The sequence below is a fragment of the Paenibacillus sp. SEL3 genome (genome assembly GCF_054602585.1).
Genome location: NZ_CM137725.1, coordinates 183067 through 196672, shown reverse-complemented (window position 1 = coordinate 196672; position 13606 = coordinate 183067). Strand labels below are relative to the sequence as shown.

Genomic DNA, 13606 nt, shown 5'->3' with positions numbered 1-13606 from the left:
ACTTGTCTGCGTTTAAGCACAGTCAAAAAGTGTGATATAATACTTGTTAACTTTACTCACAAACTTGAAGGAAAGCGGGGAGATATGCGTGCTGCTTCCACACATAAAGCAACCAGGCGATCTGAAATCACTGTCGGTTGAGGAGTTGGCTTCTCTAGCCGAGGAAATCAGGAGCTTTTTGATTGAGAAGCTGTCCGTGACTGGGGGGCATCTGGCATCGAATCTGGGAGTGGTTGAGCTCACGATCGCCCTGCATTATTGCTATAACAGTCCGAAGGACAAGATGATTTATGACGTTGGGCACCAAGCCTACGTACACAAAATATTGACAGGGCGAATGGACCGTTTTGATACACTTCGTCAGCGTGATGGACTTTGTGGTTTTGTAAAAAGAAGTGAGAGCGAGCATGATGTTTGGGAAGCCGGTCATAGCAGCACTTCTCTGTCGGCCGCAATGGGAATGGCTTTGGCTCGAGATTTGAAGGGCGAGGACAATAAAGTCATTGCAATGATCGGAGACGGCGCGCTGACTGGGGGGATGGCCTTCGAAGCGTTGAATCATATCGGACATGAGCGCAAAAATTTAATGGTCATTCTGAATGACAACGAAATGTCCATAGCACCTAATGTAGGGGCCATGCATAATTATTTGAGTAAAATCCGCTCGGACCGCCATTATTTGCGGGCAAAAGATGAGCTGGAAGTTTTGCTGAAAAAAATACCCGCGATCGGCGGTAAACTTGCCAAATCGGCTGGCCGTGTCAAGGACAGTCTTAAATATATGATGGTGCCTGGTGTACTGTTTGAAGAGCTGGGACTTACGTATCTCGGTCCAGTGGACGGACATGATTTGCCGAAGCTAATCGAAACCTTCCAGCAGGCTGATAATGTCACTGGCCCTGTATTGGTGCATGTCGTAACCACCAAGGGCAAGGGCTATAAACCTGCGGAAGCAGATTCACACAAATGGCATGGAATCAGTCCCTACAAAATTGAATCGGGCCAGGTACTCAAAGCTGTGGGTAATCCGATGTATACGGAAATTTTCGGCCGAACGCTGATTGAGTTGGCTGAGCAGGATGAGCGCATCGTTGCGGTCACACCTGCTATGCCTGGTGGATCAGGACTGGTACCGTTTAGTAAAGAGTTTCCTAGCCGTATGATTGACGTCGGTATTGCTGAACAGCATGCAGCTACCATGTGTGCTGCGTTGGCAATGGAAGGGATGAAGCCGGTGTTTGCGGTGTATTCCACTTTTATGCAGCGTGCTTATGACCAAATTGTGCATGATATCTGTCGTCATAATGCGAATGTGATGTTCGCGATTGACCGTGCAGGTTTTGTGGGGGCTGACGGGGAAACTCATCATGGCGTATTTGATGTGGCATTCTTACGTCATATCCCCAATCTTGTGCTTATGATGCCAAAGGATGAGAACGAGCTACGTCATATGATGAAAACAGCGCTCGACTATGAAGATGGTCCAATTGCTTATCGTTACCCACGTGTTAATGTGGTTGGCGTGCCGTTGGATAAAGAATTACAGGCTATTCCCATCGGCAGTTGGGAGCTCCTGCGTAAGGGTGAGGGCTTTGCTGTAATTGCATCAGGACCGATGCTCCAGGTGGCGACAGAGGCTGCGGAGGCGATGAAACGGGAAGGTTTGCAAGTGGGCGTCGTGAATGCTCGTTTCCTGAAACCTTTGGACGAGGATATGTTGCGTGAGCTGGCTCGTCAGCATACGAAGCTGATCGTATTGGAAGAAGCTTCTGAAGCAGGAAGCTTGGGTAGCGCTGTACTGGAATTTTACGCTAAAGCCGAAATACAAGAGGCACAGGTGCGCCTAATGGGGATTCCCGATCTGTTCGTGGAGCATGGCTCCATCAAAGAGCAGCGTGCTGAAGTAGGTCTCACCATTGAAGATGTATGCTTAAAGTTGCGTAAATGGGCTGCTGAGCCAGCATATGGCATGGGACAATCTGTATAGGGTAACTTGAAGTGAAGACCATGACGTTTATAAAAAGTATGACAAGAGCAGCCTGGCTGCCTAAAGGGAGATTAACATGTCTGTTCCGAAGGAACGCATTGATGTATTACTTGTAGAACAAGGCTTTTTTGAAAGCCGTGAAAAAGCTAAAGCTGCGATTATGGCTGGGCTAGTGCTGGCGGACAGCGAACGGATCGAGAAGGCGGGGATGAAGGTACCACGCGCCAGCGAGCTTAAAGTTAAGGGTTCGGTGCATCCGTATGTAAGCCGTGGAGGATTGAAGCTGGAGAAGGCCATCCGTCAATTTGAGCTGGATATGAAGGGCAGGACAATGCTGGATATTGGCTCGTCCACTGGAGGTTTTACGGATTGTGCGCTTCAGCATGGAGCTGAATACGTATACGCCATTGATGTGGGTTATAACCAGCTGGATTGGTCGCTTCGTAATGATGAACGAGTATGCGTAATGGAGAAAACGAATTTCAGATATATGACACCCGCGGATTTGAATGGTTCCGTGCCGAATTTTGCTAGTATTGACGTTTCCTTTATTTCATTACGTATTATTTTGCCCCCGTTGCTTGCCTTGTTGCATCAACCTGCTGATATTGTAGCTCTAATCAAGCCGCAATTCGAAGCTGGACGCGAAAAGGTCGGAAAATCCGGTGTGGTCCGTGATCCTGCTACGCATAAAGAAGTGTTGCAGACCATTCTGATGTTTGCACATGAGCTTGGACTTACGCTGCAAGGTTTGGCTTATTCGCCTATTACAGGTGGAGAAGGCAATATTGAATTTTTAGCGCATTGGCGTTTGGATGGGTTTCCTGCTGCAGAATCGCAGTTGGAGAAGATGGATTTCAGACCACTGATTGAACGTACCGTTCAGGAAGCAGGTCAGACTTTTAATAATGGTCCATCGCGTAAGTAACATTCAGGGGTTCTCCATGAGTTCTGTGAACTTAAGGGAACCTCTTTTTGGTGTGAGGGATTGATTATAGAACTCACGTTCGCCTATAATGAGATGTACAAAGGAAAAGGGATTTTACATCTTGTCCTAGAATATGTCCATGAGGTGATCGGTCCATGGACACAAGATATGATACGGTTATCATCGCTGTGATCGGGGTGATATTAGGAATATGGGCTTTGTATAGCCTACGTGCCTGGTTGAAGGAGCCAGAGCCGCTTGTGCTAAAGACGATACCGATTAACGAGGACTTGGACGAAGGACTTGCCACAGACCTACTCGAAGAAGAAGGATATGAAGTAGTGGGCGGGAAGATGAAAATACCGCTTGCTTTTAAAGTGAATGGACATACCGTGTATAGCCGTTTGTTTATAGACTACGTGGCTGTACGAAACGGTTCGACATATATGGTCAAAACGTCACGCCGCAAGAAACCAATGGAGTGGAGTGGTCCTGATTTAAGGGACAGGCTCATGCCGTATTTATTGCTCTATCCGGGTTGCGCGGGTGTATTGTACGTTGATACGGACGAGCGAAATATTCGCCTTATTACATTAGTGGAAGACCTCGAAGAAGAGGAATATGAAGGTTAATCCATAGGAGGATTATATGAAGGGTCAACGACATATTAAAATTAGGGAAATTATTTCACAACATGAGATTGAGACTCAGGATGATCTGGTTGAAGCATTGCGTAAGGCTGGTTTTCAGGTCACGCAGGCGACCGTATCGCGTGATATCAAGGAGCTACTGCTCATCAAGGTCCCAATGGACGATGGCAGATATAAATATTCGATGCCTTCAGATCAGCGCTACAATCCAGCCCAGAAACTGAAACGTACGTTGGTTGATAACTTTTTGCATATTGACTACACAACCAATCTGATTGTGATGAAGTGTCTGCCGGGAACAGCCAACTCGATTGCTGCTTTATTGGACAATATTGAATGGTCCGAAATTATGGGTACGATTAGCGGAGATGACACCATTTTGATTATTTGCCGATCGGAAGAAAACAGCGAAGCTATCGTGAATCGTCTTATGGGCTACATTTCCTAATTATAATGGCTACGCATATTAGGCGTTTTAATTTGTACATCATAGAGGTGAAAGAACGATGCTGGTCACTTTGTCTATACGGAATTTGGCGGTCGTAGAGGCCGTCGATGTTCATTTTTATAAAGGGTTTCATGTGTTGAGCGGGGAAACAGGTGCTGGTAAATCCATTATTATCGATGCGCTTGGGCTAATTGCAGGCGGTAGGGGCTCTGCTGATTTAGTACGTTACGGTTGTGATAAAGCAGAGATGGAAGCCTTGTTTGAACTGCCAGTAAAACATCCCGTTTGGAATACACTTGAGGAACAAGGGATTAAGGCTAATGCGGAGGAGCATTTGCTAATTCGTCGTGAACTTACGGTTCAGGGAAAAAGCTCTTCTCGAATTAACGGCCAGATGGTTAATTTAACGATGCTGCGTGAGGTAGGTGAACAACTCGTCAATATACACGGGCAGCATGAGCATCAAAGCCTGCTACGTGCAGATCGCCATCTGGCGCTGCTGGATACGTTCGGTGATTCGGTGATCGGTCCGGTCAAAACGCTTTATCGGGAGCGTTACAATGCTTTTGTCAAAGCGGAAAAAGAAGTAAGAGAACTGCAAAGCTCCAGTCAAAAGGCTTATCAGCTTTTGGATATGTACCGATTTCAACTAGAAGAGATCGCTGCGGCGGAGTTGAAATTGGGAGAAGATGAATTATTGGCAGAAGAACGGGTCAAGCTATCCCATAGTGAGAAAATGATGGATGGGATATCAGGAGCATACGAACTCTTAAGCGGCAGAGGTGGACTGGATACGATCAATAACGTGTTGTCCAGATTGAACGATGTCCAAAACTATGACAGCAAAAGCCTTCAGCCCATTGCAGAGCAGATTCAGTCTGCTTTTTACCAGTTGGAGGACGCAGCATTCCAATTACGTTCTTATCGTGAGGATATTGAATTTAATCCAGGCAAGCTGCATGAAGTGGAACAACGTTTGAATCAAATTACCGGATTACAGCGAAAATATGGTGATAGTATAGAGCAGATTTTGGAATACTATAGCCGTATTGAGCAGGAAACCGATCTGCTGGAAAATAAAGATGAGCGGCTGGAGCAACTCATTGCAAAACGGGACGAGTTGCTGTCCGATTTGCTTGAGATTTCGGAAGAGCTTACAGAAGCACGTGAAATTTGCGCTGAAGAGCTTGCAGAGCAAGTGGAGCAGGAGTTAAAAGACCTACAGATGGAAAGAACGTCACTCAAGGTGCGCATTGATCCAATTGAAGATCCACGCGGATATGAGTACAAAGGTCTAAAGGTGAGACCTACCAAGCAGGGCATTGATAATGCTGAATTTCTTATTTCCCCTAATCCAGGTGAGCCATTACGTCCACTTGGTAAGATCGCTTCAGGCGGTGAGCTATCACGTATCATGTTGGCGATGAAAAGTATTTTTGCGCGTCATGATCAAATTCCAGTACTCATTTTTGACGAGGTGGATACTGGGGTGAGTGGACGTGCAGCTCAATCCATTGCCGAGAAGCTATATCGCTTATCTTCCGTTTGTCAGGTGTTCTCCATTACTCATTTGCCACAGGTGGCATGTATGGCAGATCATCAGTACCTTATTGAGAAAAATGTTCATGACGGACGGACCATGACTCAAATTGAGGGACTTACGGAGGACGGGCGTGTCAAAGAATTGGCACGGATGCTGGGCGGTGTGGAAATTACCGAAAAAACATTGCATCACGCACAGGAAATGCTGAATTTGGCGGAAGGAAAGAAAGCCTGAAAAGAGCGGCCGGCGTAATGTTTAACAGTTATAAAAGCCTGGGGGCAAGGTTACCTTATAGGTACGCAATTGGCGACCACCTTTACTCGTCAAGCGAAAGAAGCAAAGGGAGCGTGACAGCCATTGAATTTTTACTCCAGGATCAAATTGCTCGGTCTTTTGCTTGTTTTTCTTATGTGTTCTATCGGTAACGCTCAGCATGTGCAAGCAGCGCTGCCTCCACAAGCTTCTTTGGATTTGTTCGGTTCTAAAAGCGTGAGGACAACCCAAGAAAGTGTAATTCCCGATTTAAAAGTATACCCGGGAGGGCAGACGATTGGGGTTAAAGTAAAATCTTCAGGAGTGCTTGTCGTCGGTCACCATATCATTCAGGAAAGTAATGATCGTAAGGTATCACCTGGTGAAACAGCGGGGATTCGCCTAGGGGATCGGATTACACACATGAACGGCAAACCACTCAATAGCCTGGCAAGGGTTGCTGAAGTAGTAGACGAAGCAGGTAAGAATAAAAAGGCGCTCGACATTACGCTTTGTCGAGGTGAGCAGACCATTTCCACCAAGTTAACACCAGCATATGATCAGGATGATAAAGCATGGCGGCTTGGGTTGTATATTAGGGACTCGGCTGCAGGTGTAGGTACATTAACGTTTTACGCACCAGACCAAGGTGTATACGGGGCCTTGGGCCACGTAATTACCGATATGAATACCCAAACCCCTATTGTCGTGGGAAGCGGAGAGATTGTGCAGTCCAATGTGACATCAATTGCGAAAAGCCAAAGTGGGGAACCAGGAGAAAAACGCGCTCATTTTCTCAAAGATCATCGGGTATTAGGAAATATTGAACGAAATACGAATTTCGGAATCTTTGGGAAAATGTCAGATGAGCCGCAATATGGATTGTATTCGACTCCTATTCCGGTGGCTCTTGCGAATGAAGTAAAGGAAGGACCTGCAGAAATTTTGACTGTACTGGAAGGTCAACAAATTCAGCGGTTTCAGGCGGAAATTGTACACATTTCTCAGCAGGACAAACCGGCAACCAAAGGACTTGTGATTCGTATTGTAGATCCAAAGCTGTTGGATAAGACCGGGGGAATCGTGCAAGGAATGAGCGGTAGTCCGATCATCCAAAATGGTAAGCTTATCGGGGCTGTAACACATGTATTTGTGAATGATCCTAAATCAGGTTACGGTTGTTTTATCGAATGGATGCTGCGCGATGCAGGAATCATGCAGAATAACGTAAGCTTAAAATCATCTTCTAATCTTAAGGCGAGCTAGTGGCCTTAAGATTTTTTTGTCGAAAAGCAGGGGAATAGCTCATAATTGCAAGATAAAGAATCAATTATAATAGAAACTATAAAAAAAATAAATAAAAATAATTTTCGACAGAAGGAATTCATAATTCGATGTCGAAATCATATACTCCGACAAGAAATATTTATATACTGTAAACAGATATCACAATGGAATATCACTCAATGAGGAGGAAGTACATTGCAAAAAATTGAGGTATTGTTGGCTGATGACAACCGGGAATTTACGAATTTGCTTGCTGAATATATTTCCGATCAGGAGGATATGGAAGTTACAGGAATCGCCTATAACGGCGAAGAAGTGCTCCAACGCATCGCAGAATCCCGCAACATACCTGATGTACTTATTTTGGATATTATTATGCCTCATCTGGATGGTCTGGGTGTATTGGAGCGTTTGAGAGAAATGAACCTGACTCCACAGCCGAAAATCATTATGCTGACTGCATTCGGTCAAGAAAATATTACACAGAGGGCCGTACAGCTCGGGGCATCTTATTATATTTTGAAGCCGTTTGACATGGAAGTGCTGGCTAACCGTGTTCGCCAATTGGTGGGACCGCAGTTAGTTAGCAGCAGTCCAGTGACCATTTCATCCATGCGGTCCAACGTTGTACCTATGGGTAAGACGAAAAACCTGGATGCCAGTATCACGGCCATCATACATGAAATTGGTGTACCAGCTCACATCAAGGGCTATCAATATTTACGTGAAGCCATTACGATGGTGTACAATAATATCGAAATTTTAGGAGCCATCACCAAAACATTATATCCGGCAATTGCCGAAAAGTTCAAAACGACGGCATCTCGCGTAGAACGCGCCATTCGTCATGCTATCGAGGTAGCATGGACCCGCGGAAATATCGACAGCATTTCACACCTGTTCGGTTACACCATTAATATCAGTAAGTCCAAACCAACCAATTCAGAGTTCATAGCGATGGTGGCAGATAAGCTGAGAATTGAGAACAAGGTGTCCTGAAAGGGCCAGAATGATTGATGAAGCAAGGAATTCTTGGGTTTTGACGTTTATCAATGATAATTGTACGGACGGCTACGAATCTCCACAACAGCCGTCCCGATACCGATATACTTCTGAATAGTGGACAACTAATACCGCCTTTTTATTGGTTCTTCCAGACACCAGTAAAGGAGCGGTATTTTTTATAATTAAAACAATCTTTCAAATGAGGTGAATCGGATGTCTTTCCGTACTGTTCGAAGTATTTAGTTTCCGGGTTGGAAAAAACGCGTACCAGCCGTCAAGGGGGGAGTCTATCCTTTTGACTAAACAAACTAAAATTTTGAATATCGGTCTGCTAGCCCGTAGCTTTTATCCTTATTTGGAAGGTGAAAAGTAAATGAATTCAATAGAGTATAAAGAGTTTTATGATAAGATTGGAAAAATCAACGGATGGGATTTCAGTAACGTGAAATGTATCTCCAAAGGCGTAAAATGGGACTTCTACAATGAAGTAGCGAAGACATGCAAGAAGTCGGACATATTGCTTGACATCGGTACTGGCGGCGGGGAAGCCATTTTATCAATAGCAGATTCTGCATTACTTCTAGTTGGGGTTGACTATTCCACCGGAATGATTGAAACAGCAACCAAGAATTCTGCTGAATCAGACATAGCAAATGTTCGTTTTCTCCAGATGGGTGCTGAAAATCTAAATTTTCCTGAGAACTTCTTTAATGTAATCTCTTCTCGACACTCATGTTTTTATGCAAAAGAAATAGAAAAGGTGTTAGTAAAGGGTGGTATGTTCCTGACACAGCAAGTAAGCGAAAACGACAAATTAAATATTAAAGAAGCGTTTGGAAGAGGACAGGCATGGGGTGCTAAGAAAGACTCGTTAAAAGCTAAATATATTACGGAATTAAGTGATGCGGGCTTTAACGACATACAGTCATTTGAATTCAATGCAACCGAATATTATCAGACTCCTGCAGACTTAATATTTCTCTTGAAATACACTCCAATAGTTCCTAACTTCGGAGAAAAAGAAATTGATTTTCAAATACTCCAACAATTTATTTTGGAAAACCAAACCGAAATAGGAATAAGGACAAATTCAGAACGATTTATGGTGATTGCTAGGAAGTAAAACATAAAGAGATACCCGTTTTGGGTATCTTTTTTTTAAACTTAGAAGTTTGATGCAATAAGTGAATAAAGATTTGCAGCATCTCTCTTGCTATATATGACGGTACAATTGTTGGGAATTATAAAACATAATACTCTACAAGAGGTATATAATATAAACCTGAATTAGTTCCGCTAACCATCACAAAGAAAAATTTTCCTTTTGTAGACAGTTCTGAAATTCTCTTTAATTTTGATATAAACTATGTGTCGTTTCTTGTCGATATAGTATCTAATATAAAGAGAACTGAGGAGCGAATATATGAAATTTAACATTCGAACAAAATTGATATTGGGTTTTCTTGCGGTAATAATATTATTGATTGTCATTAGTACAACATCTATCTCCAGAATGAAAAAATTAGGTGACACTTCGATGGCAATCGATAGCCACTGGATGCCCAGTGTGACTATCCTTGGAATGCTAAATGGCGATATATCTGATGTAGAACGGCTTTCCTTGAATATTATTGTAGAACGCGATCCGGCAGAAGTAGAGAAGGTTCAGGCGGAGTACGATAATGTTTTGAAAAAGATGGATAGCGAACTGAAAACATATGAAAAATTAATTGCCACCCCTAAAGAACGTGAAATGTATGAGGACTTCTCCAAAAAATATACAGAGTATCTGAATAAGTTGCCTGGGGTGATTGCAGCAGGGAAGGCGAACGATTATGTTCAATCCAGCATTCTGCACAAAGAATCCTATGCGCTATGGTCTAATGCAAACGATATGATCCTTCAGCTTATTAAGCTGAATGCAGATGGATCAAAACAGACTACAAAAGAAGCTGTTGACAACTATATTTCAGGTAGACAAATGGTCGTCATATTGAGCATTGCAGCCATTGTATTGGCACTGATTATGGCAATCATCATCGCCCAAATTATTACTAAACCCATCTTGCGAATCAGTCGTGCTGCTGAAAGTATCGCATCGGGTGATCTTACAAGTGAAGCTATCATTGTGAAGGGCAAGGATGAGATCAGTACGTTGGCACATTCCTTTAATGTCATGGTTGAGAACCTTCGTGAACTGATTCAATCTGTGAGTAAGACGACTGAGCTGGTAACCACTTCCTCAGAAGAATTGACGGCCAGCGCAGAGCAAAATAGCCAAGCTTCTGCACAAATAACCGAAACGGTGCAAGAAGTAGCTACTGGAACAGGAGACCAGGTAGATATGGTGACGAAATCGTCGCAAGCTATTGAGGAAATGTCTATCGGTGTTGAACAAATCGCCATCCGCGCGCAAAATGTATTCGCATCTGCGCAAGATGCGGCCCATAAATCGGCTGAAGGTAACCAGATGATTCAGCAGGCAGTTACGCAGATGAATGCCGTGAATGATTCTATGAATGGATTGGCAGATCTCATGGCTGGATTGGGAGAGCGCTCAGACGAAATTGGCAAGATCATTGATGTTATCACCAATATTTCTAGTCAGACCAACCTTCTTGCCTTGAATGCTGCGATTGAAGCGGCACGTGCAGGAGAACATGGTCGCGGATTTGCTGTAGTTGCAGGCGAAGTTCGCAAGTTGGCTGAACAATCGGCTCATTCTGCTCAACAAATTACGGAGCTTGTGGGATTGATTCAAAAGGATACTACCCATGCTATTGAGGCGGTAGCGTCCAACGGGAAGGATGTCATGACAGGTCGTGAAGTTGTACAAAATGCAGGCGCATCCTTTGAACTCATTCAGGAAACCGTAAATAAAGTGGCCAGTGAAATTGAAGAGGTTTCTGCCGGATCAGAACAAATGTCTGCAAGTACTGATGAGATTGTTGGTTTTGTCAGACAAATTTCAGCAATTGCTGAAGAGGCTGCAGCCGGGACACAGCACGTGTCTGCTGCGACTCAAGAACAACTGGCATCGATGGAGGAAATTGCTTCCTCTGCAAGAAACCTGTCCAAAATGGCAGAAGATCTGCAAGGACAAATTGGTAAATTCAAAGTATAATTCATATACTGCTTTTTATGTCTCAGAGGAATAGCTGCTCTATTGTGAGCGGCTTTTTTCTGTTTTTTATTAATACATTGCAATTAAAGAGTGGAGATAAGAAGAGCCTGTAATTGGAACGATATGATATAATGGTGGGAAATTCTTTGGGTTGGAGTGACATCATGGACAATAAGACTGAACTTAAAGCAAGTGACCTACGTCAGTTAGCGATAGATAAAATCATAGCCACACCATTTTTGAATGATTTTAAGTATCTGAAAAGCAGAAAAGTTTTGAAAAAAGACACCAAGGAATTTATATTTGAAATTTATTTTGGTGCGACTAAATATGGTGCATTAAAAGTTTATATTATCGTGGAATCCAAAAAAATAAAAAAGAAGTATAGTACGGGGGCTTGTTTTCAGAGTGAGTTGATTGCTCTGACTAAGAAATATACGGGAAACAGGGATTACCTTGTGTCCACAGAAGCAGAAAGAGAGCGCGTGATCCAAGAGATTATTGAAGATATCTACACTTTCGCGTTGCCTTTTTTCAAGCGATTTGAACATGTAGAAACACTAGCAGAACAAGTACATAAGTCAGGTTTTTTACCGCATCGCAAACGCTTTGATAAGTTTAATCCGTTGACGAAAAGATTCATTGATTTTTATTATCAAGGGGAGTAATGTAGCCATCTGAGGCATTTTTGTTCTTGTTCTCACCATTGAGCAGTAGATAAGCATTTTGATAAGGAGAACGATTTCCCTAGAGTAGATATTATCGTTTTTTAAAAGGATGATGTACAATTTGTAAAACGGTCAATGTACTCCTCAGGAGAAGATGATTTACCTAACATGCTCAATTTCTTGCTAAGAGGCGAGTCAATGTTGCATTAGAGGGTACGGTTTTTATGTGGGTAGGCATTGGATGAACAGCACAGAGGCTGTACACACGGGTATATTTTAATGAATAAAACTATAGGCTAAGTCATCGCATTGAACGGGCTAGTGGTATTAACCCAATTGATTCTAAAGCAAAGGCGGGGATGAGAGCATGTGGAATAGTCTGACTTGGGTGTTCTTCGGCGTGTTGTTGGTGGCATTGGGTTGGATTGTTAAAGCAAGGCGTAATCGCAGCAGCAACAAACAAGTGAATGAACAGCGGGGCAGTAATGTCGTTGAATTTCGTCCTCGTAAGTCTGCTCGACAATCCCGAACTGGAAATGAATCTAAGTCTAAAGGGTCTTCCGGTTCACGCGTGAATACAAAAGCAGCAGGTATTCAGGCCCAAACTGGATTTGGACTGTCTGACTCAATCCAGGGCACTGGCAAGCAAAAATGTTCCTTTTGTAAAAAAGAAGAGAAATTAACCTTCTATGCGGATGACAATGGATCGCTGTATGGGGTCTGCAAAGAGTGTAAGCATAAGGCGGAAAGACAAGATATGTTGCCACTTTAGTCTATACAGACTGTTGAGGACCATCATTAAGAGAATTCTTAAACTAATAAAAACTCCCAACCCATGTAGTAATTGGTTAGGAGTTTTTTGCCTATGTTCTACATTGTTATCTAAGTTGCCTGTCAATTAATTCCTCAAGCGCATCTGCTATGTGATCTGGTCCATAGGATAGCTCTTCCCGGCTTAAGCTCAACCAGGCATGACGCTCATCCATATCAAAGGCACTCTCCAGCCAACCAGACAACCCTCTGCCCCTGCGGTCTACTTCTACAAGCACATGCACACCCTCGGGTTCCAACTGCATAACCAACTCTAGTTCCTCGATATCCCGTGCATATTCCGAGCCGGGCGTAAATTCAAACTCCTGCACGAATGGAACACTGCGTCCAAGCTTGGGGTGACGTTCGCATGAGGAGGAGCGGAATCGGAAACCCAACAGGTGAACCGCCTCAAACACTGTATTCATATAGGGATGTGGCTCAATTTTGAGTGAATCACGATCGGTCGGGTCCAAAGCCATGCCAATATCTAATGCTGTTTCCAGCCAGACGGGCTGTTTGGCGTGAGTAACAGGAGTTTCCAACGGCAATCTGAAGGAAAAAGGAATTTCAAGCTCTTGTCCTTGCTCTAGATGAAAGCCGTCAGATACCTTAATTCGTGCAATGCAGCAGGTGGTGGTAGTTTTTTTATCATCGTGCTCCACGATATATTCAGTCTTGAGCTCGATGTCAATTTTGCCGATTTCCTGATCAATTTTGCCGCCTTTGATGCGCATGACGCCACTAAGTTCTTCCCCAGGCACATATACGGCTTGATCCACCAGCGTATCGACTTTAGCTGAACCGATTCCTGCGCTTGCTAAGATTTTGTTAAAGAAACTCATTATTCCTTCCCCCCATATAATCTCATGGTCATGATATACAAACGAAGACTAAAAACTTG

The 13606-nt window shown here is 43.6% G+C and carries 12 protein-coding genes; 11 read left to right on the top strand and 1 reads right to left on the bottom strand.

Going from position 1 to position 13606, the window contains the following annotated elements:
- The first annotated feature begins 88 nt into the window (after nucleotides 1-88).
- The 11 genes from dxs to ACYCS5_RS00945 all read left to right on the top strand — a co-directional run bounded on the left by dxs (nucleotide 89) and on the right by ACYCS5_RS00945 (nucleotide 12664).
- Complete coding sequence (gene dxs / locus ACYCS5_RS00995; protein WP_029517266.1) at nucleotides 89-1987, top strand: 1-deoxy-D-xylulose-5-phosphate synthase; 1899 nt, start codon at nucleotides 89-91, stop codon at nucleotides 1985-1987.
- A 76-nt stretch (nucleotides 1988-2063) separates the two neighbouring features.
- The gene (locus ACYCS5_RS00990) at nucleotides 2064-2915 is read left to right on the top strand and encodes a TlyA family RNA methyltransferase (RefSeq protein ID WP_029517267.1); all 852 of its coding nucleotides are present in this window, start codon (nucleotides 2064-2066) and stop codon (nucleotides 2913-2915) included.
- A gap of 155 nt (nucleotides 2916-3070) precedes the next feature.
- Nucleotides 3071-3547: a hypothetical protein gene (locus tag ACYCS5_RS00985; protein ID WP_165147054.1), complete on the top strand. Its 477-nt coding sequence runs from the start codon at nucleotides 3071-3073 to the stop codon at nucleotides 3545-3547.
- 16 nt (nucleotides 3548-3563) lie between these two features.
- Nucleotides 3564-4013 (top strand): transcriptional regulator AhrC/ArgR, encoded by a 450-nt coding sequence (ahrC, locus tag ACYCS5_RS00980; protein WP_013310809.1) that lies wholly within the window; start codon nucleotides 3564-3566, stop codon nucleotides 4011-4013.
- 58 nt (nucleotides 4014-4071) lie between these two features.
- Nucleotides 4072-5790, top strand: a complete 1719-nt coding sequence (gene recN / locus ACYCS5_RS00975) for a DNA repair protein RecN (RefSeq protein ID WP_029517269.1) — start codon at nucleotides 4072-4074, stop codon at nucleotides 5788-5790.
- Between the two features lie 123 nt (nucleotides 5791-5913).
- On the top strand, nucleotides 5914-7074 hold the full coding sequence (spoIVB, locus tag ACYCS5_RS00970; RefSeq protein WP_069012724.1) for a SpoIVB peptidase: 1161 nt from the start codon (nucleotides 5914-5916) through the stop codon (nucleotides 7072-7074).
- Nucleotides 7075-7290: 216 nt separating this feature from the next.
- The gene (spo0A, locus tag ACYCS5_RS00965) at nucleotides 7291-8094 is read left to right on the top strand and encodes a sporulation transcription factor Spo0A (RefSeq protein WP_023989239.1); all 804 of its coding nucleotides are present in this window, start codon (nucleotides 7291-7293) and stop codon (nucleotides 8092-8094) included.
- Nucleotides 8095-8473: 379 nt separating this feature from the next.
- A complete protein-coding gene (locus ACYCS5_RS00960; protein WP_165147051.1) occupies nucleotides 8474-9223 on the top strand; it encodes a class I SAM-dependent methyltransferase in 750 nt (249 codons plus the stop codon).
- A 300-nt stretch (nucleotides 9224-9523) separates the two neighbouring features.
- A complete protein-coding gene (locus ACYCS5_RS00955) occupies nucleotides 9524-11224 on the top strand; it encodes a methyl-accepting chemotaxis protein (RefSeq protein WP_165147048.1) in 1701 nt (566 codons plus the stop codon).
- A gap of 164 nt (nucleotides 11225-11388) precedes the next feature.
- Nucleotides 11389-11892: a hypothetical protein gene (locus ACYCS5_RS00950; protein WP_029517276.1), complete on the top strand. Its 504-nt coding sequence runs from the start codon at nucleotides 11389-11391 to the stop codon at nucleotides 11890-11892.
- A 367-nt stretch (nucleotides 11893-12259) separates the two neighbouring features.
- On the top strand, nucleotides 12260-12664 hold the full coding sequence (locus tag ACYCS5_RS00945; protein WP_069012721.1) for a hypothetical protein: 405 nt from the start codon (nucleotides 12260-12262) through the stop codon (nucleotides 12662-12664).
- A gap of 106 nt (nucleotides 12665-12770) precedes the next feature.
- On the opposite strand, the gene ACYCS5_RS00940 is transcribed toward ACYCS5_RS00945, so the two are convergent.
- Nucleotides 12771-13547 carry a sporulation protein gene (locus ACYCS5_RS00940; RefSeq protein WP_029517278.1) on the bottom strand — a complete coding sequence of 259 codons (777 nt, stop codon included), beginning with the start codon at nucleotides 13545-13547 and terminating at the stop codon, nucleotides 12771-12773.
- Between the last annotated feature and the right edge of the window lie 59 nt (nucleotides 13548-13606).

Bases quoted from the DNA above. Each gene is read 5' to 3' on its own strand.
- ACYCS5_RS00940 (WP_029517278.1), bottom strand. From the start codon at position 13,547: ATGAGTTTCTTTAACAAAATCTTAGCAAGCGCAGGAATCGGTTCAGCT.
- ACYCS5_RS00945 (WP_069012721.1), top strand. From the start codon at position 12,260: ATGTGGAATAGTCTGACTTGGGTGTTCTTCGGCGTGTTGTTGGTGGCA.
- ACYCS5_RS00985 (WP_165147054.1), top strand. From the start codon at position 3,071: ATGGACACAAGATATGATACGGTTATCATCGCTGTGATCGGGGTGATA.
- ACYCS5_RS00955 (WP_165147048.1), top strand. From the start codon at position 9,524: ATGAAATTTAACATTCGAACAAAATTGATATTGGGTTTTCTTGCGGTA.
- recN (WP_029517269.1), top strand. From the start codon at position 4,072: ATGCTGGTCACTTTGTCTATACGGAATTTGGCGGTCGTAGAGGCCGTC.
- ahrC (WP_013310809.1), top strand. From the start codon at position 3,564: ATGAAGGGTCAACGACATATTAAAATTAGGGAAATTATTTCACAACAT.
- ACYCS5_RS00960 (WP_165147051.1), top strand. From the start codon at position 8,474: ATGAATTCAATAGAGTATAAAGAGTTTTATGATAAGATTGGAAAAATC.
- ACYCS5_RS00990 (WP_029517267.1), top strand. From the start codon at position 2,064: ATGTCTGTTCCGAAGGAACGCATTGATGTATTACTTGTAGAACAAGGC.
- ACYCS5_RS00950 (WP_029517276.1), top strand. From the start codon at position 11,389: ATGGACAATAAGACTGAACTTAAAGCAAGTGACCTACGTCAGTTAGCG.